The organism is Pseudomonas sp. TSRC2-2, from assembly GCF_049897785.1.
Taxonomy (GTDB): domain Bacteria; phylum Pseudomonadota; class Gammaproteobacteria; order Pseudomonadales; family Pseudomonadaceae; genus Aquipseudomonas.
The window spans coordinates 81,507-107,096 of the sequence record NZ_JAFCWZ010000008.1; the positions used below are offsets into that span (position 1 = coordinate 81,507).

20 protein-coding genes are annotated in these 25,590 nt (G+C 61.3%); 6 read left to right on the top strand and 14 right to left on the bottom strand.

Features of this window, described 5'->3' with window-relative positions; translation table 11 throughout:
• Positions 1 to 99: 99 nt before the first annotated feature.
• The 5 genes from ACP7D9_RS17425 to ACP7D9_RS17445 form a co-directional block, all read right to left on the bottom strand.
• Positions 100 to 1,983, bottom strand: coding sequence for a TonB-dependent receptor domain-containing protein (locus ACP7D9_RS17425; protein ID WP_426158795.1), 1,884 nt, complete (start codon positions 1,981 to 1,983; stop codon positions 100 to 102).
• A 153-nt stretch (positions 1,984 to 2,136) separates the two neighbouring features.
• On the bottom strand, positions 2,137 to 4,035 hold the full coding sequence (gene dxs / locus ACP7D9_RS17430; RefSeq protein WP_426158797.1) for a 1-deoxy-D-xylulose-5-phosphate synthase: 1,899 nt from the start codon (positions 4,033 to 4,035) through the stop codon (positions 2,137 to 2,139).
• 91 nt (positions 4,036 to 4,126) lie between these two features.
• Complete coding sequence (gene ispA, locus ACP7D9_RS17435; protein ID WP_426158799.1) at positions 4,127 to 5,014, bottom strand: (2E,6E)-farnesyl diphosphate synthase; 888 nt, start codon at positions 5,012 to 5,014, stop codon at positions 4,127 to 4,129.
• Positions 5,011 to 5,253, bottom strand: coding sequence for an exodeoxyribonuclease VII small subunit (locus ACP7D9_RS17440; RefSeq protein ID WP_016772991.1), 243 nt, complete (start codon positions 5,251 to 5,253; stop codon positions 5,011 to 5,013). Before ACP7D9_RS17440 ends, ispA begins: the two co-directional genes overlap by 4 nt.
• A 105-nt stretch (positions 5,254 to 5,358) precedes the next feature.
• On the bottom strand, positions 5,359 to 6,492 hold the full coding sequence (locus ACP7D9_RS17445; protein WP_426158801.1) for a Fic family protein: 1,134 nt from the start codon (positions 6,490 to 6,492) through the stop codon (positions 5,359 to 5,361).
• Between the two features lie 244 nt (positions 6,493 to 6,736).
• Here ACP7D9_RS17445 and ACP7D9_RS17450 point away from each other — a divergent pair, with 244 nt between their 5' ends.
• The 6 genes from ACP7D9_RS17450 to ACP7D9_RS17475 are packed head-to-tail and all read left to right on the top strand — an operon-like array spanning position 6,737 to position 16,918.
• Positions 6,737 to 7,528 (top strand): YfaP family protein, encoded by a 792-nt coding sequence (locus ACP7D9_RS17450; protein WP_426158803.1) that lies wholly within the window; start codon positions 6,737 to 6,739, stop codon positions 7,526 to 7,528.
• Positions 7,529 to 7,563: 35 nt separating this feature from the next.
• Positions 7,564 to 9,276: a DUF2138 domain-containing protein gene (locus ACP7D9_RS17455; RefSeq protein ID WP_426158805.1), complete on the top strand. Its 1,713-nt coding sequence runs from the start codon at positions 7,564 to 7,566 to the stop codon at positions 9,274 to 9,276.
• Positions 9,261 to 9,911, top strand: coding sequence for a DUF1175 domain-containing protein (locus ACP7D9_RS17460; RefSeq protein ID WP_071173713.1), 651 nt, complete (start codon positions 9,261 to 9,263; stop codon positions 9,909 to 9,911). The genes ACP7D9_RS17455 and ACP7D9_RS17460 overlap by 16 nt, the downstream gene beginning before the upstream one ends.
• Positions 9,908 to 14,482, top strand: a complete 4,575-nt coding sequence (locus ACP7D9_RS17465; RefSeq protein ID WP_426158806.1) for an alpha-2-macroglobulin family protein — start codon at positions 9,908 to 9,910, stop codon at positions 14,480 to 14,482. Before ACP7D9_RS17460 ends, ACP7D9_RS17465 begins: the two co-directional genes overlap by 4 nt.
• A 1-nt stretch (position 14,483) precedes the next feature.
• Positions 14,484 to 16,103, top strand: coding sequence for a DUF2300 domain-containing protein (locus ACP7D9_RS17470; protein WP_426158808.1), 1,620 nt, complete (start codon positions 14,484 to 14,486; stop codon positions 16,101 to 16,103).
• Between the two features lie 2 nt (positions 16,104 to 16,105).
• Positions 16,106 to 16,918: a YfaP family protein gene (locus tag ACP7D9_RS17475; protein WP_426158810.1), complete on the top strand. Its 813-nt coding sequence runs from the start codon at positions 16,106 to 16,108 to the stop codon at positions 16,916 to 16,918.
• A 7-nt stretch (positions 16,919 to 16,925) separates the two neighbouring features.
• On the opposite strand, the gene ACP7D9_RS17480 is transcribed toward ACP7D9_RS17475, so the two are convergent.
• The 9 genes from ACP7D9_RS17480 to eat all read right to left on the bottom strand — a co-directional run bounded on the left by ACP7D9_RS17480 (position 16,926) and on the right by eat (position 25,365).
• Positions 16,926 to 17,360, bottom strand: a complete 435-nt coding sequence (locus ACP7D9_RS17480) for a hypothetical protein (RefSeq protein WP_426158812.1) — start codon at positions 17,358 to 17,360, stop codon at positions 16,926 to 16,928.
• 401 nt (positions 17,361 to 17,761) lie between these two features.
• The gene (locus tag ACP7D9_RS17485; protein ID WP_101160671.1) at positions 17,762 to 18,508 is read right to left on the bottom strand and encodes a S24 family peptidase; all 747 of its coding nucleotides are present in this window, start codon (positions 18,506 to 18,508) and stop codon (positions 17,762 to 17,764) included.
• 218 nt (positions 18,509 to 18,726) lie between these two features.
• Positions 18,727 to 19,254 carry an inorganic diphosphatase gene (gene ppa, locus ACP7D9_RS17490; protein WP_003205933.1) on the bottom strand — a complete coding sequence of 176 codons (528 nt, stop codon included), beginning with the start codon at positions 19,252 to 19,254 and terminating at the stop codon, positions 18,727 to 18,729.
• 112 nt (positions 19,255 to 19,366) lie between these two features.
• A complete protein-coding gene (locus tag ACP7D9_RS17495; protein WP_426158814.1) occupies positions 19,367 to 20,179 on the bottom strand; it encodes a zinc-dependent peptidase in 813 nt (270 codons plus the stop codon).
• 4 nt (positions 20,180 to 20,183) lie between these two features.
• Positions 20,184 to 20,834: a DedA family protein gene (locus tag ACP7D9_RS17500; RefSeq protein ID WP_016773001.1), complete on the bottom strand. Its 651-nt coding sequence runs from the start codon at positions 20,832 to 20,834 to the stop codon at positions 20,184 to 20,186.
• A 228-nt stretch (positions 20,835 to 21,062) separates the two neighbouring features.
• On the bottom strand, positions 21,063 to 21,524 hold the full coding sequence (locus ACP7D9_RS17505) for a GNAT family N-acetyltransferase (protein WP_016773002.1): 462 nt from the start codon (positions 21,522 to 21,524) through the stop codon (positions 21,063 to 21,065).
• A gap of 115 nt (positions 21,525 to 21,639) precedes the next feature.
• Positions 21,640 to 22,464, bottom strand: coding sequence for an ethanolamine ammonia-lyase subunit EutC (eutC, locus tag ACP7D9_RS17510; protein WP_426158816.1), 825 nt, complete (start codon positions 22,462 to 22,464; stop codon positions 21,640 to 21,642).
• Positions 22,465 to 22,469: 5 nt separating this feature from the next.
• Positions 22,470 to 23,864 (bottom strand): ethanolamine ammonia-lyase subunit EutB, encoded by a 1,395-nt coding sequence (locus ACP7D9_RS17515; RefSeq protein ID WP_101160662.1) that lies wholly within the window; start codon positions 23,862 to 23,864, stop codon positions 22,470 to 22,472.
• Between the two features lie 52 nt (positions 23,865 to 23,916).
• Positions 23,917 to 25,365, bottom strand: coding sequence for an ethanolamine permease (gene eat / locus ACP7D9_RS17520; protein WP_426158818.1), 1,449 nt, complete (start codon positions 25,363 to 25,365; stop codon positions 23,917 to 23,919).
• Between the last annotated feature and the right edge of the window lie 225 nt (positions 25,366 to 25,590).

The following is a 25,590-nucleotide window of genomic DNA, read 5'->3' on the forward strand; positions in this document are numbered from 1 at the left end:
TTTGATTGGCTTCAACCATGAATCTGTGGTGCAACCGAGATTCACTGTGGGAGCGGGCTTGCTCGCGAAGAGGCCAGTCAATCCAGCACAAATCAAGGATCAGAGTTCAGGCGTCCAGGTCACCCCGAACATCCACGCCCGACCTTCCTCCCGATAGCCATACTGCCCGCCTTCATAGCTGTAATTCGCCCGGCTGTAGCCCTTGTCCAGCAGGTTGTCGACCTTCAGATCCAGCTTGATCTCACGAGTAAGCGCCCAACTGCTGCGCAGTCCGAGTGTGCCGTAGCCACCCAGCGACTGGGTGTTTTTCACGTCATCGTAACTGCCGCTGACCAATTGCCAACTGGCGCCCACTCCCAAGCGATCGAACTGCCGATCCACATCCCAACTGGCCGTGCGTCGCGCCCTTCGCGCAAGCGTATGCCCGGTATCGCGATCACGCGGATCGATGATTGCCACGCCAAGATTGCTCTGCCAGCCGAACAGCTCGTGTCTGAGCGCCGCTTCAAAGCCATTGATCCGCGCCGACGCGACGTTTTGCGGGCGTGAGTTGCTGCCGAAGATGATCGCGTCTTCCAGGTCGGTGCGGTAAATCGAGGTTTCCAGGCGCGCGCTATCGCTCAACTGGCTGCGCCATTGCAGTTCGTAGCTTTTCGAGGTTTCCGGTTTCAGGTCGGGATTGCTGAAGTCCGGGTAGTACAGGTCGTTGAAGGTCGGCGCGCGGAAACCTTCGCTGTAGCTCAGCAACAGGTCGTTGTCCGGATTGAGCGGCAGGGTGAAGGTGCCGCTCCAGGTGTTCTGGCTGCCGAACTGCTGATTGTCATCGTGGCGCAGGCCGATCTCGGTGGAGAAACTGTCGGCCTGATAGCGATGCTGGATGAACGCTGCGCGATTCCAGCGGCTGTCCTCGTCGAACGCAGTGCTGCTGTTGACCCGGTCTTCGTACCAGTCGCCGCCGAGGATAAGGCTGTTGCGCGCATCCAGCGTCAGGTCGTTCTGCCAGTTCAGCGAGTCGCGATAGGTGTTGAACACGGTGCGCTCGTCGCTGAGCTTGTCGAAGGTCTTTTCGCGGTTTTCGCTGTGGCCGAATTCGACGCGGGTTTTCCAGGTTTCGTTGACTCGCGCATCGACATAACTGCTAAGGCTGCTGACGTTGAAATCGCTGTAGGGCTGTTGTTGCAGCGACTCGAACGTCACCGGGTCGAAGCGGCCGAACGGATTGTCGAACTCACTTTTGCCACGGTTATCCAGCAGATTGGCGCCGATTTCGATGTCCTCGTTCAGCGCGTGGCTGATGCTCAGGCTCAGGGATTTGTTGCGGTAGGCGTCGTGATCGCCGTCGCTGGGGTACGAGTCGTGAGTGCGGTCGATCCCGCCAGTTTCGTTGAGGCTGGCGCCGAGGTTGAAGCGGGTTTTCTCATCGCCTGCGGACAATCCAAGACTGCGCTCCCATGTCTGCTGACTACCGAAACCAAGGTGCAGGCGTGGCTGCAAGCCTTGCTCGGTGCCGCGCCGGGTGAAGATCTGGATCACCCCGCCAATCGCGTCGCTGCCATAAATCACCGAACGCGAACCGCGCAGCACTTCGACGCGTTCGATCTGCTCGATATTCAAATGCTGCAGGTTGCTGTCGCCGGAAGTCGAGTTGCCGATGCGCTGGCCATCGACCAGCACCAGGCTTTGCGCCGATTGCGTGCCGCGAATGTAGATCCCCGGCAGACTGCCACGCCCGCCGGTCTGCGCCACCTGCACGCCCGGCACGCGCCGCAGCAGATCTGGCACGTTGCTCGGTTGCAGGCGGTCGATGTCTTCGCGGGTGAACACGGTGTTGGCGGCGCTGCTGTCGTTGCGCGCCTCGACCTGACGATTGGCGCTGATCAGCGTGTCCGCCAGCTTCAGCGCCTGATCGCGTTCGAATGTATCGGCGACAGCGCTGGCGCTTGGCAGGAGGAGGAGGGGCAGGGCGAGGCGCGAGAGGTTCATGGACAGTCCAACGGCAGTTTCAGGTGTTACACAAATCAAATGTGGGAGCGGGCTTGCTCGCGAAAGCGGTGAATCAGTCAACTCATCATCAACTGATCCGCCGCATTCGCGAGCAAGCCCGCTCCCACAGGGGTTATGCATGTACCCAGCAGTTTATTTTTTAAGCAGATCCAGGCGCTGACGAATCGACGCTTCGATCCCGGCTTCATCCAGACCGCATTCGGCCAACATCTGCGCAGGCTTCGCGTGCTCGACGTAAATATCCGGCAAGCCCAGGTGCAGCATCGACTTGAGGATGTTCTCGCGCGCGAGGAATTCGCTGACTGCGCCACCGGCGCCGCCCATGATCGCGTTTTCTTCGATCGTCACGATCAATTCGTGGCTACCGGCGATCTCGCGTACAAGCGCTTCATCCAGCGGTTTGACGAAGCGCATGTCGACCACGGTGGCGTCGATCTTATCGGCGACTTTCAGCGCTTCGGCCAGTTGCACGCCAAACACCAGCAGGGCGACTTTGCTGCCCTGACGGCGGATTATGCCTTTACCGATTTCGATTGGCGTAAGGTCTTTCTCGATGGTCGCGTTCGGGCCGCTGCCGCGCGGGTAACGCACTGCCGCCGGGCCGTTGAACAGGTGACCAGTAGTGAGCATCTTGCGCAGTTCGTTTTCATCGCTCGGGGTCATGATGAGCATGCCCGGGATGCAGCGCAGGTACGACAGGTCGAAGCTGCCGGCGTGCGTCGGGCCGTCTTCGCCGACCAGGCCGGCGCGGTCGATGGCAAACAGCACGTCGAGGTTCTGCACCGCGACATCGTGCACCAACTGGTCGTAACCGCGTTGCAGGAACGTCGAGTAGATCGCCACCACCGGTTTCGCGCCTTCACAGGCCATGCCAGCGGCGAACGTGACCGCGTGCTGTTCGGCAATCGCCACGTCGAAATAACGCTCGGGGAAGCGCTCGCTGAACGCCACCAGATCCGAGCCTTCCTTCATCGCCGGAGTGATCCCGACCAGACGCGCATCAGCCGCCGCCATGTCGCACAGCCACTCGCCGAACACCGCCGAATACTTCGGCCCGCTGGCGGCTTTCGGCGCAGCGGCCGGAGCATCCAGTGGTTCGAGTTTGGTGATGGCGTGATAACCGATCGGGTCGACTTCCGCCGGGGCGAAGCCTTTGCCTTTCTTGGTGACGATGTGCAGGAACTGCGGGCCTTTGAGGTCACGCATGTTGCGCAGCGTCGCGATCAGGGTTGGCAGATCATGGCCGTCGATCGGGCCGATGTAGTTCCAGCCCAGTTCTTCGAACAGGGTGCCGGGGACCAGCATCCCCTTGGCATATTCTTCGGTGCGACGGGCGATTTCCCAGGCGCCGGGCAGGCGCGAAAGGACTTTCTTGCTGCCTTCGCGCATGCTCGCGTAGGTGCGGCTGGAAAGGATCTTCGCCAGATAATTCGACAACCCGCCGACGTTGCGCGAGATCGACATGTCGTTGTCGTTGAGGATCACCAGCATGTTGGCGTTGACTTCCGGCGCATGGTTGAGCGCTTCGAAAGCCATGCCGGCGGTCAGCGCGCCGTCACCGATCACGGCAATGGCCTTGCGATCGCTGTCCTGCAGGCGGGCGGCAATCGCCATGCCCAGCGCGGCGCTGATCGAAGTGCTGGAGTGGCCGACGCCAAAGGTGTCGTATTCGCTCTCGGAGCGGCGCGGGAATGCGGCAATGCCGTGCTTCTGACGCAGGCTGGCCATGCGCTCGCGGCGACCGGTGAGGATCTTGTGCGGATACGCCTGATGCCCGACGTCCCACAGCAGACGGTCGTCCGGGGTGTCGAAGACGTAATGCAGCGCGATGGTCAGCTCGATCACGCCCAGGCCGGCACCGAAATGCCCACCGGTCTGGCCGACCGTGTAGAGCAACTCCAGGCGCAACTCATCGGCCAGGGTTTCCAGCTCGGCTTCGCCTAACCGGCGCAGGCCGTCCGGCGTATTCGCGCGGTCGAGCAGGGGCGTGGTCGGGCGCTTGCGGGGAATCTCATGAAACGTCGTGGGCATCAGGCGAATCGTTATAGGTATAAAAGATGCGGCAGTTTACCTGATGCATCGCCCCCTGCCCACGCGTTGGTCTTTTTTGGCCGATACGCCGTCAGTTGCGCCGCTCGACGATATACCGGGCCAGCTCGCGCAACGGCTCGGCCGCCGCGTCAAACGGTCGCAGTGCCTGCAGGGCCTGGTCGCGCAGTTCCAGAGCGTAGGCCTTGGCCGCGTCGAGGCCGAGCAGGGCCGGGTAGGTCGGCTTGTCGCGGGCAATGTCGGCGCCCTGGCGTTTGCCGAGGGTCGCGGTATCGCTTTCCACGTCGAGGATGTCGTCCTGCACCTGAAAGGCCAGGCCGATGGCCTGTGCGTAAGTCTGCAACGCCTGAAGCTGATCAGGCTGGGCGCGGCCGCTGGCCAGGGCGCCGAGCTTGACGCTGACTTCGATCAGCGCGCCGGTCTTGTGCCGGTGCATTTGTTCGAGAGCTTTTTGATCGAGCTTGAGGCCGACCGAACCGAGATCGATGGCCTGCCCACCGACCATGCCCGCCGGACCGGCGGCGTGGGCCAGTGCGCTGACCATTTGCAGACGGATTTCGCTGCTGCAATCGCTCAGACGCGGATCGAGCAGGGCGCTGAAGGCCAGGCTCTGCAAGCCATCACCGGCGAGGATCGCGCAGGCTTCGTCGAATTTCTTGTGGGTCGTCGGCTGGCCGCGACGCAGATCGTCGTCGTCCATGGCTGGCAAATCGTCATGCACCAGCGAGTAGGCGTGGATCAACTCGACCGCACACGCCGCGCCGCTGGCCTGTTCGGCCTGGCCACCGAGGGCTTCGCACGCCGCGTAAGCCAGCAGCGGGCGCACGCGCTTGCCGCCGTTCATCACGCTGTAGCGCATCGCTTCGTAGAGCCGCGCCAGTTCCGGCAGCGGCGCACTGAACAGCGTCTCGAGCGCCGCGTTGACCCGGGCCTGACTGCTCGCCGAGTACGCCGCAATCATTCTGGCTCATCCGCGTCGAAGGGTTCCTCGGCGAGCTCGCCATCGCGCTCCAGCAGCACCTGCACTTTCTGCTCGGCCTGCGCCAGCGCCGCCTGGCAGTCGCGAGTCAGGCCGATGCCCTGCTCGAAAGCGGTCAGCGAGTCTTCCAGCGACAATTCACCGTTCTCCAGACGCTCGACCAGTGTTTGCAGGTCGGCGAGGGATTGTTCGAAATCCAGTGCAGCTTTTTTGCGGGCCATGGCGGCAGTTTCCGGTAGACGTTAAACCGGCGCGACACTAGCAGATAGGGGGGGTATGGGCAAATGAGCGGGCCGTCGCTAGGCCCCTCCATAACGGTCGGCGAGTCAATCCGGATAGCGGATTTTGTAACGCGTGCTGCGTCCGCCCCCCGGCAGGCGTTGCAGGCAGCCTTTGTCCAGCAACTCCGTCAGATGCCGCGTCGCGGTGGCTTTGGATACTTTCGCAACCGCTTGATATTGCCCTGCGCTGAGGCCCTGTTCGAAACCGCGCTCACCGCCATCGAGCAAGCGATTGAGCACTTTGATCTGCTCCGCTGAAAGGTCGGACTCGCGGTGCGTCTGCCAGAAGCGAGTCTTGCCCAACACCGAATCTATCCGGGTGATGGCTTGCTGCAGGCTGCGCAGCAGTGTCTGCAAAAACCAGGTCAGCCATTCGGTGATATCGAGCTTGGCCTTTTGGCTCGACTCCAGAATCCGGTAATAACCGGCGCGATCCTCGAGAATGCTTGCGGACATCGCATAGAAGCGGATCGCCTGCGCTTCGCCTTGCGCCAGCGCCAGATCGGTGATGGTGCGGGTCAGACGAACGTTTCCGTCGTCGAAAGGGTGCAGAGTGACAAACCAGAAATGCGCGATGCCAGCACGTAACAGCGGATCCAGCGAAACCTGATCGCGGCTGGCTTCGAACCAGCTCAAAAAACGCTCAATTTGCTGTTCCAGCCCTTGGCGCGGTGGCGCCTCAAACTGAACCGTTGGCCTGTCGAGTCGTCCGGACACCACCTGCATCGGTTCGTCGCCGCGCAAGGTACCGACGAGTATTGGCCGCGCGCTGAACATCGCTTCCTCGGCGGGGAAAAGCCATGTGTGCCATTCCAGCAATCGGGCCAGAGTCAGCGGCTCGTCGAAGCCATGGGTGGCATCGAGCACCAATTGCGCCAAGCCCTCGCTACGCTGGCTGACGCTATCGCGATCAATCCATTCCAGACCCAGGCGCCGGGCCAGAGAAGAACGTACGGAGCCGACATTCAGTTGCTCACCTTCGATGGCGGAGGAGGTGACGATGTTCTGAAGCAACGCATTGAGTTCGCTCTGTGCGCTCATCGAATCGCCCACTGAGCCGGCCATTCCCAAGAGTCGGCCCTGCGTCTGCACGCACTCGCGCAGCAGCGGGGCGAGGCGCTCTGCTTGCCAGTTGAAGTCGGGCCAATCCGGTTGTTGCCAGATCCAATGCGCGGTCATTGATCACCTGTCGTAAAAGCGTGAGCCGAATAAAAACGCTATTCGGCTCATCGTCTACCCGGATGGCGCGATTCCTACAGCAATCACACATGTATCCGATTGTTAAAAAACTGCCGAATCGCTACTCTTCGCGGCTTCTACGGCCCCGACAGTTGCGGGGCATTCAGACGAAACGCAGTTCACCGCTGTGAAGTACCGAGGATCGGGTGCAAGGTTTCGTTCAAGGCATGGCAGGAGGCGTCACATGCGTTTATTTCTTTTGCTGCTGATCGGCCTCGCCTGCGCGCCTGCGCTGTGGGCGGCGCCGACTGCAGAATTGTCCGAGCCGGTCGGCGGCTGGCGTTATCACGGCTTGCTTGATCGTTCGGAAAATCCGCAGGTCGCCTACCCGACGCCGCCGATCGATCGCGGCATCCAGCGCAACCGCACGATGATCCAGGGCCAGCTCAAAGCCCTCGGGCACATGCGCCCGCCGCACAGCCTCGCCGTCAACGGCAATCCATTGAATCTGTACACCGATGATCAGGGGCGTTTCGCCCGGCCTTACGCTTTCGGCGCCGGTTCCAACAGCGTTGAAGTGATCAGCGCCGAAGGCCAGTCGCTCAAGCGCGTGCAATTTTATGAAGCAAATAATCTGCGCACGCCGGCGAAGATTCGTCTTGTCTTGGGATGGGACGACCCGAAAGCCGAGCTGGATCTGCATATTGTCACCCCCGACGGTCAGCATGCCTTTTGGGCACGACCGGCGCTGAGCAATGGCGGCGGCCTCGACCCGGATGGTGTCGACGGCCCCGGCCCGGAAATGTTCACCATGACCGCGCCGCTGCACGGCACTTATCTGGTGTACGTCAACTATTGGGGCAACTACGGCGATGGTGGCTATAACTTCGAGGAGACCAGCAACCAGAACGAGGTGATCACCTCGCAGATCACCCTGGTGCTCAACGAAAACACCGTCGACGAAAAACGCGAAACCTTCATCGTGCCCCTGCGGGCGATCGGTGATCTGCTGCTGGTCAAGACTTTCAACTATTAAGCATCCCGCCACGGATGAACTCGGATGTTGTGAACATGAGCGATAACACTGTGACTCCAGCTGCCGCGACACCGGCGGCCAAACCTTCGCGGCGCTGGCCGCTGGTCGTGCTCGGCCTGTGCCTGGTGGCCGGTGTGGCGGGCGGTTTCGGCTGGCTGCTGCTCAAGCCCAAAGCGCCGCCAGCTGAATTGGCCAGTGACAAACTCGGCCTTGGCAGACCGGACGCCTTGCTCGAAACCCGATCGCTCAGCCAGTTGCCCAAGGACCTGCTGACGGTGCCGTTCCTCAAGGCCACGCTCACCGAGGATTTCGTCTTCTATTACGAAACCCACGCCGACCGCCTCGGCTTGATCGGCAGCCTGCGCCGGATTATCTACGAGCATGACCTGAAGTTGCAGGACAGCTTGATCGAACAGCTTTTTGATCAACCGGCGGATGTGGCGCTGTGGCGAGGCGCCGATGGCCGCTTAAAGGATTTCCTGCTGGTGATGGATCGCGGCGGGCTGGCGAAACTGCTCGAGCCACTGGCGAAAGTTGCGCTGGATGACACCCAGCTCAGCGTCTTCGGCAATCTCAAGGTCGGCAGTGATGAGATCCCGCTGTATCAGCTCAGCTACAACGCCAGCAAATCGCTGCTGTTCGCGTCGCGCGGCGACAAGCTGGTGGTGTTGTCCAATCCGGCGAAGTACTACGACCCGGAGAGCGGCGTCCCGGAAGAGTCGGGCCGCGTCTCCGCGCAAGCGCTGGCGGCATTGCTCAATGGCGAAAAACTGTTTCCAGAAGCGTTCGGCCTACCGGCGAAAGCTGCGGAAACCAAACAGCGCCTATCGGTCAATTCCAGCGTCCTCGCCATGGGCTATCAGCGCTTCATCCCGAATTTTGCCGGGCTGCGTTTCGACATGGACGACAAGGGCTGGCACAGCTATCTGACCATGGACGAGCTGGAAAACCAGCCGGACTTCGATTTCAAACCGGTCTGGCAGGCGATGCCCCTGGGGGCGAGCGCTTGTGTGACCCTGCCGGTGGCGGCCGAACCGCAAAAACCGATATTGATCAAGCTCGGCGCTGAAGAAGCAGTGGCGCAGACCCTCACCGAACACGTCGCCGGTGCGGCGGGCCTGTGCTGGTACGCCGATTCTCGGCTGTACACGCCATTGCTGGTCGCCAGCCTCAAAGACGAGGACAGCAGCAAACTCGACGCTGATCTGGGCAAGTTATTCGGCTCGATGGTCGGGGCGTTCGAAGCCAACGTCGCTGAAAGCGTATTCCCGGTGATCGACAAGCAGGAAGGCCAGAGCCACCTCTGGCAGCGTCAGGTCAGTTCCAGTTTCGGGCCGTACGCGGCGAAGACCGCCGAAAACCCGGAGGCGATATCCGGCAAGGCGTACATGAAAGTCAGCCTCGCCCGTCACGGCTCGACGCTGCTGTTTTCCCTCGACGACAAACTCGTCGACAAAGCCCTCGGCACCCTCGACAAGCGCTTCCCGCCAATGGCCGACGTGTTGCCGCACGACGTGCTGATGCCGATCTACTTCGGCCCGGATGCGATGGCGCAACTGATGCAGCGCGAGACCCTCGACAGCCTGCCGCAGGATATGGAGCCGGTGTTCTACAACGCTGCGCAAACCTACCTGATGCCGAAACTGCGCACCCTCGGTGGCTACGGCAAATATGCCCTGACCCTGCCCGAAGGCAGCGAGCCGGATGGCCACTGGCAATGGCTGCCGCTGGAATGGAAAGCGCTGTGAGCGCACTGATCCGCAGCCTCGGCCTGCTCGCGCTGTTGCTCAGCGCAGGTGCCCGTGCGGTTGAAGCGCCAGCGCTCGATCCGGCGCAATCCCAGGTATTCCGCGCCTGGTTCGTGCGCATCGCTCAAGAGCAGCTCAGCCAAGGCCCGAGCCCGCGCTGGTATCAGCAGGATTGCGCCGGGCTGGTGCGCTTTGCCGCCAACGAAGCGTTGAAAGTCCACGACGACAAATGGCTGCGAAGCAATGGCCTGTCCAATCGCTATCTGCCGCCGGAGCTGGCGCTCAGCGACGCGCAACGCAAGCTTGCGCAACAGTGGCAGCAGGGCGGCGGCAAGGTCGGGCCGTACGTCAACGCGATCAAACTGATTCAGTTCAACAGTCATCTGGTCGGCCGCGATGTATCGCAGGCGCGGCCCGGTGATCTGATGTTTTTCGATCAGGGCGACGACCAGCACCTGATGATCTGGATGGGCCGCTACATCGCCTATCACACCGGCACCACCACCCCCACTGACAACGGCATGCGTTCGGCAAGCCTGCAGCAACTCATGACATGGAAGGACACCCGATGGATACCCGACGCAGCCAACCCCAACTTCATCGGCGTCTATCGACTGAACTTTCTCTCCCAATGACCGGTGCTCGCATGTTGCGTATCTGTTCGCGAATTTCTTTGTTGTTGGCGTTGTTGCTGTCGTTTACCTGCGTTAACGCCGAAGATTCGGTGGAACCGAGCAATTACACGCCGGTGGCCGGTGAGAGTTTCTTCCTGCTCGCCGACAGCAGTTTTGCCAGCGACGAGCCGGCGATGGTCCGCCTCGAAGCCCCGGGCCGTGATTACCGGCGCTTTCGTATGGAGCCGTACGGTGGCGCCGACATTCGCGTGTACCGTATCGACAAGCCACTGGATTTCCTCAAGCGCCAGAAGAACCTGCACCGCGTCGTCAGTGACGGCCAGTTCAAGGGCGAAGGGCTGTCCAACACTCTCGCGTATCTGTGGGACAACTGGTATCGAAAATCCCGGCGAGTGATGCAGCGTGCGTTCTCTTACGAATCGCGCAAGCAGGTCACCGAAGAAGTGCCGGAGCTGAAAATGGGCGATGCCATGGTCGCGCCGACGCCGTACGACGCGCAGCCACAATTCGCCTTGATTCCGGGTCTGCCGGTGGTTAGCCAGTTCCGTTATCCGCTGTGGCAGGCCAAGCCGATCCAGCCGCCCGCCGGGGTCAATCTGGCCGGCTCGTCCAGCGACTTTGTCAGTGTCGCGCCGGGCAACGTTTACATTCCGCTGGGTAACCTGAAGCCGGGGCTGTATCTGGTCGAAGCATTGATCGGCAAGTACCGCGCGACCACGATGGTTTTCGTCTCCAACACCGTTGCGGTGAGCAAGATTTCCGGTGACGAATTGCTGGTCTGGGCCGCGCGCAAACACGAAGGCAGTTCGGTGCCCAAGGTCAATGTGCTGTGGACCGACGGACTCGGCGTGATGAGCAGCGGTGCTACCGATGCCGACGGTCTGCTGCGTCTGAAACACGTCAGCCCGGAGCGCTCGTTCGTCATCGGCGAGGACGAAGAAGGCGGCGTATTCGTCTCGGAAAACTTCTACTACGACAGTGAAATCTACGACACCAAACTCTATGCCTTCACCGACCGGCCGCTGTATCGCCCGGGCGATTGGGTGTCGCTGAAGATCGTTGGTCGCGAGTTCAAGAGCGCGCGGGATTCGGTGCTGCCGGGCGCGGCGGATGTCAGTGTCAGCGTGCTTGATGCCACGGGGACCGAACTGCAAACCCTCGATCTGAAGCTTGATTCGAAAGCAGGTACCCAGGGCCGTTTCCAATTGCCGGATAACGCCGTGGCCGGTGGTTACGAAATCCGCTTCAACTACAAGAATCAGGCTTACAGCAGTGCTTTCCGTGTGGCGGAGTACATAAAGCCGCACTTCGAAATCTCGCTGAATCTGGCCAGGCAGGACTACCGCACTGGCGAGCCGGTCAAAGGCAGTCTGGTGTTGCTCTACCCGGACGGCAAGCCGGTGGCCAACGCCAAATTGAGCCTGAGCCTGCGCGCCCAGCAACTGTCGATGGTCGACAACGAGCTGCAATACCTCGGGCAATTCCCGGTGGAGCTGACCAGCACCGAATTGACCACCGACAGCAAAGGCAACGCGACCCTGGATCTGCCAGCCGCCGATAAACCGAGCCGCTACATGCTCACCGTGTTCGCCAGCGACGGCGCGGCGTATCGCGTCAAGACCACCAAGGAAATCCTCATCGACCGTGGCGCCGCGAGTTTCCGCTTGAGCGCGCCGCAACGTTTCAGCGCGGTCGGTGACAAGGTTGCCTTCAGCTACGCGAATGAGGGTGGCAGCGAACAAAGCAAAGCCGTGACGCCGAGCAGCTACGCCTGGGTGCGCCTGGAAGATCAGAGCACCAGCGAAGGCAAACTCGCCGCGACGGATAAAGGCTTCAGCCTCGCCTTCGAACGCCCGGGCACCTACAACCTGACGCTCAAGGATCAACACGGTCGCGTCCTTGGCGCCACCGGCCATTCGGTCACTGGCGACGGTGTGAAAGCGGTGCCGGGCACGGTGGAAATCGTCCTCGACAAGCCAGAGTACAAGGCGGGCGAAGAAGCGCTGGCGCTGATCACTTTCCCCGAGCCGGTCAGCGATGCGCTGCTGTCGCTGGAGCGCGACAAGGTCGAAGCGACCGCGCTGCTGGCCAAGGGCGGCGATTGGCTGAAGCTGGAAAAACTCAGCGACACCCAATACCGCGCGCGCATTGCGGTGAAGGATAACTTCGCGCCGAACCTGACCTTCTCCGTGCTCTACACCAAGGGCGGTCAGTACAGTTTCCAGAACGCCGGGATCAAAGTGGTCGCGCCGCAGATCGACGTGGCAATCAGCACCGACAAAGCGGTCTACCTGCCGGGCGATACGGTCACGGTCGACCTGACCACGCAGTTCGCCGGCAAAGCGGTTCCGGCGCATCTGACGGTCAGCGTGGTCGACGAAATGGTCTACGCGTTGCAGCCGGAAGTCGCGCCGACTATCGATCAGTTCTTCTATCACCCACGGCGCAACAATGTGCGTACCAGCGCCAGCCTGTCGTTCATCAGTTATGACGTGGCATTGCCGGGCAGCCCGGGTGCGCCGGGCAAGGCCAACCGCAGCGAGCGCGGCGTTAAAGTGCTCGAGCGTCCGCGCCGGGAGGACGTCGACACCGCCGCATGGCAGCCAGAGCTGTTGACCGGCGCAGACGGCAAAACCCGTTTCACCTTCAAGATGCCGGACTCGCTGACCCGGTGGCGGATCACCGCGCGAGCGATTGCCGATGATGGCCAGGTCGGGCAGAAAAAGCAGTTCGTCCGTTCGGAAAAACCGCTGTACTTGAAGTGGAGCGGGCCGAGCAAATTCCGCAAGGGCGATCAGCCGCAACTGGGCGTGTTTGCGTTCAGTCAGGCTCAGAAACCGGTCAAGGCTGAACTGGTGACTCACTATGCCGGCACCGAACAACGTCTGCCGGTGACCCTGAACAGCGGCATCAATTACTTGCCGCTACCGGCGTTTGCCCTGGCCTCTGGCGAGTGGACAGCGGAGCTGGTGCAGGACGGCAAAGTTGCCGATGCCCTGGCTGTGCGCTTGAGTGCAACCGGCGAAGGCTGGCAGGTCACTCAGACACAAAGCCTTGATGTCGTCACCGGCGATACGCCTTTGACTTTGCCGGCGGATGCCACGGATATTCGCCTGCGTCTGGATGACAGTCCGCAAGCGCTGTTCCGTTCGGCCCTCGATGATCTGCTCAGCTACCCGTACGGCGGCGTCGAGCAGACCGCCAGTCGCTTGTTGCCGTTGAGCATCGCTTATCCATCGCTGGCCTCGAATCCACAGATACGTGATCGCTTGCGCCTGATCATGCAGAACAGCCGCCTGCGGCTGGTGCAGATGGCCGGGCCATCGGCGAGCTTCACCTGGTGGGGCTACGACGGCGAGCCGGATGCATTCCTTACCGCCTATGCCTATTACGCCGACTGGAATGCCAGCCGCGTACTCGATCTGACCCTGCCGCCGGAGCACTGGCAGCGCGTACTCGAGGTGTACGCCAAGCAAGCGCCGAATACGCCATTGCTGCAACGGGCGCTGATTCTCTCGTTCGCCAAACAGATGCAGCTGCCAGTGAACACGCTGCTCAGCGGTCTGCTCGACGATCTGGCCAAGGCCGGTGAGGGCAGCGCCGAAACCTTGCTCGATGATGGCCAGGACAGTCTGGTGATGAGCGATCCGGATTCGGCGCTGGGTCTGGCAGCGGCGCGGGTGCTCGGCGCATCGTTGGCCGCGCAGTCGAAAGTCGCTTTGCCGGAGGCGTTCAATCGCCAACTGGGCGCAGCGCAACAACGTCTGGCGGTCAGTTCGCAGCCATTTGTCGAAGCGTTGAGTCTGTCGCTGCAACCGTTCGATCAGGCCCGTGCGACGGCGTTGTTGCAACGTCTGTTGCCGCAGCAATCGACACTGGAACGTGCATTGGCGCTGACCTGGCTGCAACGCAGCATCGCTCAGGCTTCGCCGACCATCGCGCTGATGCCGGGTGAGGGCTGGAAGAAAAACTACGGGGCCAGCGGCGAGATGTACTGGACATGGCAAGGCGCGACGCCGGTGCCGAGCGTGCTGAGCGTGTCCGGCACGCAAGAGCGGCCGCTACGTGCGGCGCTGAGCTTTCAGACGCAACAGCCGCAGGTCGATCCGATGGCCGTGACCGTCACCCGGCGCCTGTCGCGTCTGGTGCCGGGCGACGAAGCGTTCACCTTCAAACTCGAGCCGGTCGGCACGAAACCGCTGTCCAGCGACAGCTTGTACCTGGACGAGGTGATCCTCACCAGCAAGGCACCGAAACCGCTGCGCTACGGCATGCTCGAAGTGCCGCTGCCACCGGGTGCGGACGTCGAACGCACAACGTGGGGCATCAAGTTGCAAGGCAAGGATGGCACCGAACCGACCGCGCTGGAGAAAGCCAGGTTCGAACCGGGGCAACTGGCTTACGCGGTGCCGGTCGATGCGCTGAGCGGCGAGTTACGCCTGCGCCATCTGGTGCGCTTCTCGCAGAAAGGCCAGTTCAGCCTCCCGCCGGTGCGCTTCAAACAAGTCTATGCGCCGCAGCATCAGGCCCAGGAAGCGAAAGCCGCCCTCGGTCAGGTCACGGTCAACTGACATGCGCCGGCCGCTGCTGTGGCTGTTGATGTGTGTGATGCCTGCGCTGGCGACAGCGCAGGACGAGCCGCTGCGCGTGGCCTATCAGGGCGAGTTGTTGTCGTTGAGTCAGACGCAACTCATCAAGCGCGAACCGTTGCCAGCGTCGCTGGATGCGCCGCTGGGCAGTCTGTGGAAGTTGTTCGTCTACGCGTGGCTGGTGGATACCGGTGCACGGGAACCGGCTTATGAATGTCGCGGGCAATCCAAAGAAGAAGTTTATTGCTGCTCGGCGGGCGGCAGGATCGAGCGTGATCAGGCCTTGGTGAAATCCTGCGGTCTGTATTTCGAACCGACGCGGTTGGGCATTGCTGCGACGGATTGGCGAGCGTATTGGCAGGCGCGGCAGGCGCCGTCGTGGTTGCTGGATTTGCCAGCCGTGCAGCCGGCAACAAGGGTTTCGGTTGCTGAGTTATTGGGCGTTCTGGCGTTGCTGCCAGCGCAGGATCAAATGCGTCGCGTATTACTTGATGTCGTGCTGAACGCGGCGGACGGCAATGTCGTCGGCCAACTGGGCGGGCGTCTACGGGTGAAAACCTGGAGCTGGCTCGGCGATCAGGATGCACAATCGCGGCAAGGCGGATTCGCCGGTTGGACCGCCGACGGCGCACCGATCTGGGCGGGTGGACGCGGTACCAGTCAAATGGTTCTGCGTCATTACGGTCAGGCGCTGGCCAGCGTGTTGCCGACGGCTTGGCCAGCGGACGCGGGGCGTTGTGTGGAAGTCGGGCTGTTTTCGAAATATCCGGTTTCCAAGGTTCTGGCCGGGGATCGTGTTGCCACGTCAGGGCCATTGCGCGGCGACTACCGCGTCGAGTTCGCCAACGGCAATGCGCTGGATATCCACAGCGACGGCGAACTGTTTCTGCTCGACGACAAACTCGTCGCAAGACTTGATCGCGAAGAATATGTCGCCCGCGTCCTTGAGCGCGAAGCCAAACCGCAACCTGCCGAAGCCGCCAAAGCGCTGGCCGTAGCGATCCGCACTTATCTGCTGCAAAACGCCACGCGCAATGGCGACTGCCTGAGCATCGACGACAGCAGTAGTCGCCAGCGCGTCGCCCCGCGCCCGGCTTCAGCCGAATCGCGCAACATTGCGGCGTGGACAGCCGATCTGGTGCTGGCCGGCAGCACGGTCACCTATCACTCCGAGCAGCCCGGCCCGGACAAACTCGCCTGGCAGCAAGCCGTCGAGCAAGCCAACGCCGGCCAGCGTTACGACGCGATTCTGCTGCACGCCTACCCACGCGCCAGCCTCAGCCGCTGGGACAACCCGGTCGCCTCCTGCGAAGCATTGTCCGCCGCGCACGACTGGCTGCAAAAACAGCGACGCGGCTGGCGTCCGAGGCTCGAAAGCGAAAACGGCTACAACGAAGTCAGCACGTTCGCCGTATGCAAACTCGCCTTCGGCCGGCCCTTCGTCGACCGCGAACGCCAACGCATTTACGTGCGGGGCGTGCTGACCCTGCAGGATCGCCTCGATTTGACCCACGAATATCTGCACCTGGCCTTCGAAGCACACCCCAACGGCCAGGATGAAACCTACATCGAAGGGCTCGCCCGTCACCTTTTGCTGGAATGACCATGACACTTCGTTATCCACAGGTCTTGCTGCTGCTCTGTGCCTTCAATTTATTGCCGCTGGCCCACGCCGCTGACGGCGTCAAACTCGACACCCCGGTCGGCGGCTGGCGCAGCGGCGCCCCGCAAGGCGAGGGCGAGAGCTTTCGCCAGACCGTCAACTATCCAGCCTCGTCGGTCAACACGCCGGTTGGTCAGGCCAATACCGCCAGAATCAGTGGCCAGATTAAAACCGTGCCGAAGAACAACGAACCCGGACGTCTGATCGTCAACGGCGTCAGCATGCCGCTGAAAATCGATCCCGCCGGCGGCTTCGATCGGCCGTTCTCCTTCCCCAACGGCAGCAACAGCGTCGAAGTGCGCAGCGCCGACGGCCAGCAACGCCACCGCACGCAGTTCCTCAATGCCCGCGGCGGCGCCACCCCGGCCAAATTGCGCGTGCTGCTGGCCTGGGACAGCGACGGCACCGACCTCGACCTGCACCTGATCACCCCCGATGGCGCCCACATCTGGTACGGCAACCGCGTCGCACCCAACGGCGCCGCCCTCGATGTCGACGTCACCACCGGCTACGGCCCGGAAATCGCCGCCATGCCCGCGCCGCTCAAAGGGCAGTATCTGGTCTATGTGAACTATTACGGCGGCGGCTATCGCGGGGATGACGAGGGTGGGGATGAAGCGGTGCAGGCGCTGACCACGGCGCAGGTGACGGTCATTACCGAGGAAGGCACGCCGAGCGAGAAGATGGAGACGTTTGTGGTGCCGATGCGGGCGGTGGGTGAGCTGACGCTGGTGAAGTCGTTTAGTTATCCGTGAGCGACGGCTAGTTTGGAAAAACGCCACAAAGCGCATTGCCCTGATAACCGTGAACAATCGGTCCCAGCACCATGAACGGGCCGCAGGCGTAGAACGGCGATGGCACTGTTTGTTTTGAATAGAGCAAAGCGATTTCATTGCCAGACCCGTCACGTCCGAAGGACTGCTCGGAGTACGACGAGCACACAGGCAACTTCAACGGCACAGGAATGATCAGCGCCCAAACCGTGATGCCACACCACTCACGTTGGGGCGTTGATTGAACGGTTCGGGTGACCGCTGGAGGGATCGAGCGAGCGCTTAGAACTTTGTACTCATCCGTTCTGTGCGTGGTTTTCTCAGGCAAAGCCACGATTGCGCCTACGCAGCCGCAGAGTTGAGAACTCATCGCGGCGATCAGAATGACTGGTCCGAGCATTGTGAAACGAGGGGGGAATCGCACGTTTTAGCTTCCTTGTGAAACGCTTCAGAACTGCAGGCCCCGGCTTGTTCGATTCCTTTGCGCGAGGCCTGACCTTTTTGCAGACATTAAAAAGCCGGCTTGTGGCCGGCTTCTCGGGGACTGGCTTGGTTTATTTTTGGTAAACCGCGCCAGCCTTCAAAACGTACATCCGGATCTGCGTCCGGCTGTGGGACTTGGTCAGACGTTGGTCTGCCGTGTCGGGCGTCACTCGAGCCGCTGGGCGGGTCGATGCGCGAATGTGGGGCGCAGGATACTGAGTTTTGCGTTGGATTCCCAGCCTCAAGTGCGGTTTAGAGCCTGTGAAGCGGTACAAGCTATGAATTTGTACCGGTTATCAGGGCCTCTTCACGAGCAGGCTCGCTCCCACAGGTTCGAATCAATCATAAAAACGGCACCACCGGCCTGCGCTTGCCCAGTGTCGACCACCAGAACACCCAGCCAAGTATGTGGATCCGCTGCTCCTCGATCTGCGCCGGGCGGAAAACTTCGTCGGGGTATTCGGCGCTGTTGTGGCTACGCATGCGCAAGCCGTTGCCGGGCATGCGGTGCAGGTATTTGATGCGCAGCATGCCGTCGTGTTCGATGGCGTAGATTTCACCGTCAACGACCTGGGTCAGACCGCGGTCGATGGCGACGATTGAGCCGTCTTCGATGCGTTCGGCCATGCTGTTGCCTATCATGTGCGCGCAAATGGCATTGCTGTGCTGGATGTCGAGTTGATCGAGGTGCGCGCGGGGCAGACGCAGGGATTGGTCAGGGTCGAGGATGACATGGGTTTTGCCGTCGCCGTTGGCGATCGGGGTTTCCTTGAAAAAAGCCAGGTCGATGTCGCTGGGGTTGATGACGGTATAGACGCCGCAGATGGCCTGGGCATCGAACGTGTCGCCATTGCTGGCGGGTGGGTGCAGGCGCGGGACCTCCTTGACGCCTTCCCCGGTTTTCAGCCATTCACTATTGACCGACAACAGGCGTGAGACTTCTTCCATGCGATACGCCGGGACGCCCCGGGTGTACCAGTTATGAACGTTTTGGGCTTCCGTGCCCCAGAACCTTGCGAAATCTGTGGTGCTGATGTTCGCTGCTTCCAGGAGTGCCTTGAATCGTGGACCGCTAGTGTTCTTTCTCATAAACACGGAGTCTACGGCCGCACTAGAGCGGTTTGAATAAACCGGGCGTTCAAAAAAAGCCTGTATTTTGCGACGGGATGTAAGACGCGCTTGTGGGAAATTAAACAGATTAAAACTGCATGTAGGAATTTAAACGCTTCGTTTAACTGAAGCGTGCAGACACAAAAAACCCCGGATGGCCGGGGTTTTTTTTCAAGCTTCACGCGAGGCGCAATTGCTTAGCCCTTGTAGGCGGCAACCGACTTGGTGATCGCTTCGCGAGCGGCGTCTGCGCCAGCCCAGCCTTCGATCTTGACCCATTTGCCTTTTTCGAGATCCTTGTAGTTCGCGAAGAAGTGCTCGATCTGCTGGATCAGCAGTGGCGGCAGGTCGGTGTATTCCTTCACGTCGACGTACAGCTGCGACAGCTTGTCGTGTGGCACTGCAATGACTTTGGCATCGCCGCCGCCGTCGTCGGTCATGTTCAGGATGCCGACCGGACGGGCACGGATCACCGAACCTGGGGCAACCGGATAAGGGGTCACGACCAGCACGTCGAGGGGGTCACCGTCGTCGGCCAGGGTGTTCGGGATGTAACCGTAGTTGGCCGGGTAGAACATTGGGGTGGCCATGAAACGGTCAACGAACAGGCAATCGCTGTCTTTGTCGATTTCGTATTTGATCGGCGCGTGGTTGGCCGGGATCTCGATCGCGACGTAGATGTCGTTCGGCAGGTCTTTGCCAGCCGGAATCTTGCTGTAGCTCATTGGGCGTTGCCCCCGTAGTTGACCAAAAACACTTGGCCGGATTGACCAAAAAGTGGCGGCGATTATAGGCACATTCCTACGCCGACGCCACGTACCAGAAGTCGTGCAGAGCTTAGTCGTGCGCCTGATAGACCGGGTCTGTGGCCTGAAGTTGCCGCAGTCTGCCCAACGGATCCTGCCGGTAGAAATGCTGCAGTTGCAAGTAGACCTGTGGATAAGCCTCGTGAAGCAGATCCGGGGCGCTGAAGAAGTATTCGCTGGTCACCGCGAAGAACTCCGCCGGGTTCTCCGCAGCGTATGGATCGATAGCGGTTTCGGCGTCGCAATCATGGTCGAGCTGTCGGTTGAGGTCGTCGTAGGCGGCCTGCATCACTGCGGCCCAATCGCTGACGCGCATGTCGGCGTGCAGCGGCGGCAGGCCGTTGGCGTCGCCGTTGAGCATGTCGAGCTTGTGCGCCAACTCGTGAATCACCAGGTTGTAGCCCTCCCAGCCACCGCTTGCCAGCACGCCGGGCCAGGCGAGAATCACCGGCCCCTGCTGCCAGGCTTCACCGCTGTGTTCGCCGTCCCACTCATGCTCGACGCCGCTGGCATCGCGATGGCGTTGCGGGCTGAGGAAGTCGTCGGGATACAGGACGATCTCGTGAAAGCCCTGATACCAGTTCAGGTCACCGAGATGCAGCAGCGGCAACTGCGCCTGGGCGGCGAGCAGCAGGCGCTGCTCCTGATGCAGTTCGACGCCGGGCAGGGCGGTCAGGTGCTTGTCTTCGAGAAACAGCACGCAGGCTTCGCGCAACCACTGATCCTCAGCGGCGCTGATGCCGTCAAGGAAGGAGAGTTGATGGCGCACCCGTTGCCACAGATCGTCGGCAATCGGGTGCCTGGCCAGGAGGCGCCGGCGACGCCAGGCGCTCAGTGACCACATCGGATCAGTGCGATTGCACTTTGGTGCCGCCGAAACGGCTGCGCACTACACCGATGATCATCGGCACCAGCGACAGCAGGATGATTGCCACCACCAGCAGCGAGAGGTTTTTCTTGATGAACGGCACGTTGCCGAAGAAGTAACCCAGAGTGACCAGACCGCCGACCCAGAGGATCGTGCCGAGCACGCTGAAACCGAAAAAACGCGGGTACGGCATCCGCGCCACACCGGCGACGAACGGCGCGAACGTGCGGATGATCGGCAGGAAACGCGCCATGGTCACGGTCTTGCCGCCGTGCTTGTCGTAGAAATCGTGGGTTTTTTGCAGGTAGTCGCGACGGAAGATTTTCGAGTTGGGGTTGCTGAACAGCTTCTCCCCGGCCGTGCGTCCGATCACGTAGTTGGTGCTATCGCCCATGATCGCCGCCAGCATCAGCAGACCGCCAAGCAACACCGGATCCATGCCACCGCCCGCGGCCACCGCGCCGGCGATAAACAGCAGCGAATCGCCCGGCAGGAACGGCATCACCACCAGCCCGGTTTCACAGAAGATCACCAGAAACAGGATGGCGTAGATCCATGGCCCATAGTTGTTCACCAGCAAATCGAGGTAGACGTCGAGATGCAGGATAAGGTCGAGCGGGTTGAAATCCATGGGGGCACCTGTATGACGGCCCGACTCGGCAGGCCTGTGCGGATGACTTCGTGTAAGCCTACAGCGGGGTGTAGTTTTTCTTACAAGCCGGAAAGATCGGGATTATACGGTCTGACCGCTGAAAAGCGCGCCGGTTTTGTAGCGGCGAGTGTCGCGAAGTGAGCAATTTTCAGGCAGCGGTTGGCCGTGGCGAGGGAGCGAACTCCCTCATCACTGACGCTTTCGGAGTCAGAGCTCGTCGCTGATTGGCAGTACGTAGTTCTTGAACTCGGTGTCTTCCTTGAAGCCGATCGATTCGTAGGTTTTCTGCGCCACTTCGTTGTTCGCGCTGGTCGATACGCGCATGCGCACGGCCTGGGTTTCCTTGGCCATTTTCTTCGCGGTGCGGATCAGATTGTCGGCCACCAATTGCCGGCGCGCGTCTTCGGCGACGTAGATATCGTTGAGAATCCACACACGTTTGAGCGACAGCGAAGAGAAGCTCGGATACAGCTGACAGAAACCCATGAGTTTCTTGTCGTCATCGTCGGCCAGCGCCAGATAGATCACCGATTCTTTGCGGCGCAGGCGTTTTTCAAGGAACGCGCGGGAGGAATCCGGGTAGGGCAGGGAGCCGTAGAACTCGCGATATTTGACGAACAAAGGAGTCAGCAAATCCAGATGTTCGAGGGTCGCTTGAATAATCCGCATGATAGGTCTCGTCTTCAAGTGGCTGTCTTCAACTGCTCTGACGGCGATGGGAAACCCGGGCGGCCGTGCGTCGATCCTGCCTGAAACCCGCTTGCAAAGGCAATGCGGAAACGGTTCAGGCTGGGGGCGGATCGAGTAGGAAATTACCTTTCATGTCGACAGCGTCGTCCGTCTCCAACGTGTGAAGCTGGGCTTCGTCCTTCAAATTGACACCTGACAGCTGCCGCCGACCGGCCTCGCGCATCAGGTACAGCAAGCGATGCGCCGCCATGCCGTAGCTCAAACCTTCAAGCCGAACATTGGAAATGCAGTTGCGATACGCGTCGGTCAGGCCAACCTTGGGCGCGTAGGTGAAATACAGCCCGAGGCTGTCCGGCGAACTCAGGCCCGGCCGCTCGCCGATCAGCATCACCAGCATTTTCGCGCCGAGTAACTGGCCGATTTCGTCACCGATGGCGACGCGGCCCTGTTCCACCAGCAGCACGGGCGCGAGCGACCAGCCGTCGTCGCTCATCTGTTCTTCCAGGCGCTTGAGAAACGGCAAGGTATGTCGATGCACAGCCAGGGCCGACAAGCCGTCCGCGACGACAATCGCCAGATCGACGCCGCCCGGATGGGCGCTGGCGTAATCGCGCAAGGTTTGCGCCGACTCGTCGCTGAGCCTGCGGCCCAGGTCCGGGCGTTGCAGATAGGTGTGGCGATCCGGCGCCGCACTGTGCAGCAGCAAGCTTTCGCGCCCTTCGTCCTGCAACTGTGCGCTGAGCCCGGCATGATCGAACGGCAGGTGCACCGCATCGCGCGCCTGCGCATGGGCGAACTGGAAATCCAGCTGAGCGCTGGTCGGCAGGCTGGTGCCAGTGCGGCCCAGAGCAATACGCGCCGGGGTCAGGCGGCGCAATTGCAGCCACGGGTTTTGCGAATCGACCGGTGGTTTTTCCATAAGACTCATCCCAAGTGCGCCAGGGCCTGGCGGAAGGCCGGCGGCAGGTTGTTGCCGAAGCGAACCTTGCCGTCCGCCTGGGTGAAAATGCCCATGTTGGCCAGCCATTGTTCGAACTCCGGCGCCGGTTTCAGGCCCAGGGTCTGCCGGGCGTAGAGGGCGTCGTGGAACGAGGTGGTCTGGTAGTTGAGCATGATGTCATCGGAGCCGGGGATACCCATGATGAAGTTGATCCCGGCCACACCCAAGAGCGTCAGCAGGGTGTCCATGTCGTCCTGGTCGGCTTCGGCGTGATTGGTGTAGCAGATGTCACAACCCATCGGCACGCCAAGCAACTTGCCGCAAAAATGGTCTTCGAGGCCGGCGCGGATGATCTGCTTGCCGTTGTAGAGGTATTCCGGGCCGATGAATCCTACAACCGTGTTCACCAGAAACGGCTTGAAATGGCGCGCTACAGCGTAGGCCCTTGTCTCGCAGGTTTGCTGATCAACGCCGTGGTGGGCGTTGGCCGACAGCGCGCTGCCCTGACCGGTTTCGAAATACATCAGGTTCTGGCCGAGAGTGCCGCGCTTGAGGCTGAGCCCGGCGTCGTAACCTTCCTGCAAGACATTGAGGTTGATGCCGAAACTGGCATTGGCTGCCTCGGTGCCAGCAATCGACTGGAACACCAGATCCAGCGGCACGCCACGGTTGATCGCCTCGATCGAGGTGGTGACGTGAGTCAGCACGCAAGCCTGGGTCGGAATGTCGTAGCGCTGGATGATCGCGTCGAGCATCTCCAGCATGGCGCAGATCGAGGCGATGCTGTCGGTGGCCGGGTTGATGCCGATCATCGCGTCGCCGTTGCCGTAGAGCAGGCCGTCGAGAATGCTCGCGGCGATCCCGGACGGCTCGTCGGTCGGGTGGTTGGGTTGCAGGCGGGTCGACAGGCGTCCGCGCAACCCGAGGGTGCCGCGAAATTTCGTCACCACGCGGATTTTCTGCGCGACCAGCACCAGATCCTGCACGCGCATGATCTTCGACACGGCGGCGACCATTTCCGGGGTCAGACCGGGGGCCAGCAGGCGCAGGCTGGTTTCGTCGGCGGCGTCGCTGAGCAGCCAGTCACGAAAGCCACCGACGGTGAGGTGGCTGACCACGGCGAAGGCCTGCTTGTCGTGGGTGTCGATGATCAGCCGGGTGACTTCATCGGCTTCGTAAGGAATCAGCGCTTCCTGCAGGAAGTGGGTGAGCGGGATGTCCGCCAGGGCCATTTGCGCGGCCACCCGTTCGCCGTCGTTGAGCGCGGCGATTTCGGCAAGAAAGTCTCCCGAGCGTGCCGGACTGGCCTTGGCCATGACGTCTTTGAGGCTGTCGAAGCGGTAAGTCTGCGCGCCGACCGTGTGAGCAAAACTGGCCATTCAGCGTTCTCCGTGACGGCGCAGAACAGCTCTGCGCCGTGGTTTTCGACAATCAGTGCAAGGCTTGTTCAGCTTTCTGAATCGCCGCGAATTCTTCTTCCGGCGTGCCTGCTACCAAGTGATGCCGACTGTAGAAAGCAAAGTAAGCAATTAACACTCCATAGATGATGGCGGCCCCAGTCACCACCCGTGGATCGACGAGGAAGCCCGCCACCACGGCAATGCAAGCCAGCACCAGCGCCACGCCAGAAGTGAAAATGCCGCCCGGCGTGCGGTACGGCCGGTCCATTTTGGGGCGGCGGATGCGCAGGGTGATGTGCGCGGCCATCATCAGCACATAGGAAATGGTAGCGCCGAATACCGCGACCAGAATCAGCAGGTCGCCCTGGCCGGTCAACGACAGTCCGAAGCCGATAATCCCGGGAATCACCAGCGCGAGCACCGGCGCCTTGCTTTTGTTGGTCTGCGACAGTTTGCGCGGCAGGTAACCGGCCCGCGACAACGCGAAGATCTGCCGCGAGTAGGCGTAGATGATCGAGAAGAAACTGGCGATCAGCCCGGCCAGACCGACGAGATTGACGAAGCTGCCCATCCAGGTCGAACCGCCATAGGCCTTGCTCAGTGCTTCGACCAGCGGGTTACCTGAGGTCAGCAGCGAATTGGCGCCGGCGCCGCCGGGGCCGACGATCAGAATCAACAGGGCGAACATCAGCAGCACCAGCATCGCCCCGATCAGCCCGCGCGGCAGATCGCGCTTGGGGTTTTTGGTTTCTTCGGCGGCCAGCGGCACGCCTTCGACGGCGAGGAAAAACCAGATCGCATAGGGTATCGCCGCCCATACGCCGACATAGCCGAACGGCAGAAACGGGCTGGCGCCGACCGCAGTGGTCACCGGGATGTCGAGCAGGTTGGCGACGTCGAAGTGCGGCACCATCGCCACCAGAAACACGCCCAGCGCAAGCGCGGCGACGGCGGTGATGATGAACATCAGCTTGAGCGCTTCGCCGACGCCGAAAATATGGATGGCGATGAAGATGATGTAGAAGGCCAGGTAAATCATCCAGCCGCCAATGCCGAACAGCGACTCGCAGTACGCACCGATGAACACCGCGATGGCAGCGGGGGCGATGGCGTATTCGATAAGGATCGCCGTGCCGGTGAGAAACCCGCCCCACGGCCCGAACGCACTGCGGGCGAAACCGTAGCCGCCGCCGGCGGTGGGAATCATCGACGACAGTTCGGCCAGGGAAAAGCACATGCACAGGTACATGGTCGCCATCAGCAGCGTGGCGAGAAACATGCCGCCCCAGCCACCCTGGGCGAGGCCGAAGTTCCAGCCGGCGTAGTCGCCGGAAATCACGTAAGCAACGCCCAGGCCCACCAGCAGGACCCAGCCGGCGGCACCTTTTTTCAGTTCGCGTTGTTGAAAGTAGTCGGTGCCGACTTTTTCGAAGTCGACGGAGGAAGTTGCCGGTTGCGGGTTTGCATGATCGCTTGGCATAAGCAGTTACCTGTTTTTATTGTTTTTATCCAACCTGATCGCTGGAGTGGCGAATTACCCCTGTGGGAGCGGGCTTGCTCGCGAAAGCGGTTTGTCAGTGACTTGGATATTGAAGGTAAGACCGCCTTCGCGAGCAAGCCCGCTCCCACAGTGGACTTGTGGTCGCACGCAAATTCTCTGCGGGAGCGAGCTGCTCGCGAAGCTATTGAAGGGGCGATGCAGTAA

Coding starts and splice junctions, on each gene's coding strand:
- ACP7D9_RS17425 (WP_426158795.1), bottom strand. CDS start 1,983: ATGAACCTCTCGCGCCTCGCCCTGCCCCTCCTCCTCCTGCCAAGCGCC.
- dxs (WP_426158797.1), bottom strand. CDS start 4,035: ATGCCCACGACGTTTCATGAGATTCCCCGCAAGCGCCCGACCACGCCC.
- ispA (WP_426158799.1), bottom strand. CDS start 5,014: ATGATTGCGGCGTACTCGGCGAGCAGTCAGGCCCGGGTCAACGCGGCG.
- ACP7D9_RS17440 (WP_016772991.1), bottom strand. CDS start 5,253: ATGGCCCGCAAAAAAGCTGCACTGGATTTCGAACAATCCCTCGCCGAC.
- ACP7D9_RS17445 (WP_426158801.1), bottom strand. CDS start 6,492: ATGACCGCGCATTGGATCTGGCAACAACCGGATTGGCCCGACTTCAAC.
- ACP7D9_RS17450 (WP_426158803.1), top strand. CDS start 6,737: ATGCGTTTATTTCTTTTGCTGCTGATCGGCCTCGCCTGCGCGCCTGCG.
- ACP7D9_RS17455 (WP_426158805.1), top strand. CDS start 7,564: ATGAGCGATAACACTGTGACTCCAGCTGCCGCGACACCGGCGGCCAAA.
- ACP7D9_RS17460 (WP_071173713.1), top strand. CDS start 9,261: ATGGAAAGCGCTGTGAGCGCACTGATCCGCAGCCTCGGCCTGCTCGCG.
- ACP7D9_RS17465 (WP_426158806.1), top strand. CDS start 9,908: ATGACCGGTGCTCGCATGTTGCGTATCTGTTCGCGAATTTCTTTGTTG.
- ACP7D9_RS17470 (WP_426158808.1), top strand. CDS start 14,484: ATGCGCCGGCCGCTGCTGTGGCTGTTGATGTGTGTGATGCCTGCGCTG.
- ACP7D9_RS17475 (WP_426158810.1), top strand. CDS start 16,106: ATGACACTTCGTTATCCACAGGTCTTGCTGCTGCTCTGTGCCTTCAAT.
- ACP7D9_RS17485 (WP_101160671.1), bottom strand. CDS start 18,508: ATGAGAAAGAACACTAGCGGTCCACGATTCAAGGCACTCCTGGAAGCA.
- ppa (WP_003205933.1), bottom strand. CDS start 19,254: ATGAGCTACAGCAAGATTCCGGCTGGCAAAGACCTGCCGAACGACATC.
- ACP7D9_RS17495 (WP_426158814.1), bottom strand. CDS start 20,179: ATGTGGTCACTGAGCGCCTGGCGTCGCCGGCGCCTCCTGGCCAGGCAC.
- ACP7D9_RS17500 (WP_016773001.1), bottom strand. CDS start 20,834: ATGGATTTCAACCCGCTCGACCTTATCCTGCATCTCGACGTCTACCTC.
- ACP7D9_RS17505 (WP_016773002.1), bottom strand. CDS start 21,524: ATGCGGATTATTCAAGCGACCCTCGAACATCTGGATTTGCTGACTCCT.
- eutC (WP_426158816.1), bottom strand. CDS start 22,464: ATGGAAAAACCACCGGTCGATTCGCAAAACCCGTGGCTGCAATTGCGC.
- ACP7D9_RS17515 (WP_101160662.1), bottom strand. CDS start 23,864: ATGGCCAGTTTTGCTCACACGGTCGGCGCGCAGACTTACCGCTTCGAC.
- eat (WP_426158818.1), bottom strand. CDS start 25,365: ATGCCAAGCGATCATGCAAACCCGCAACCGGCAACTTCCTCCGTCGAC.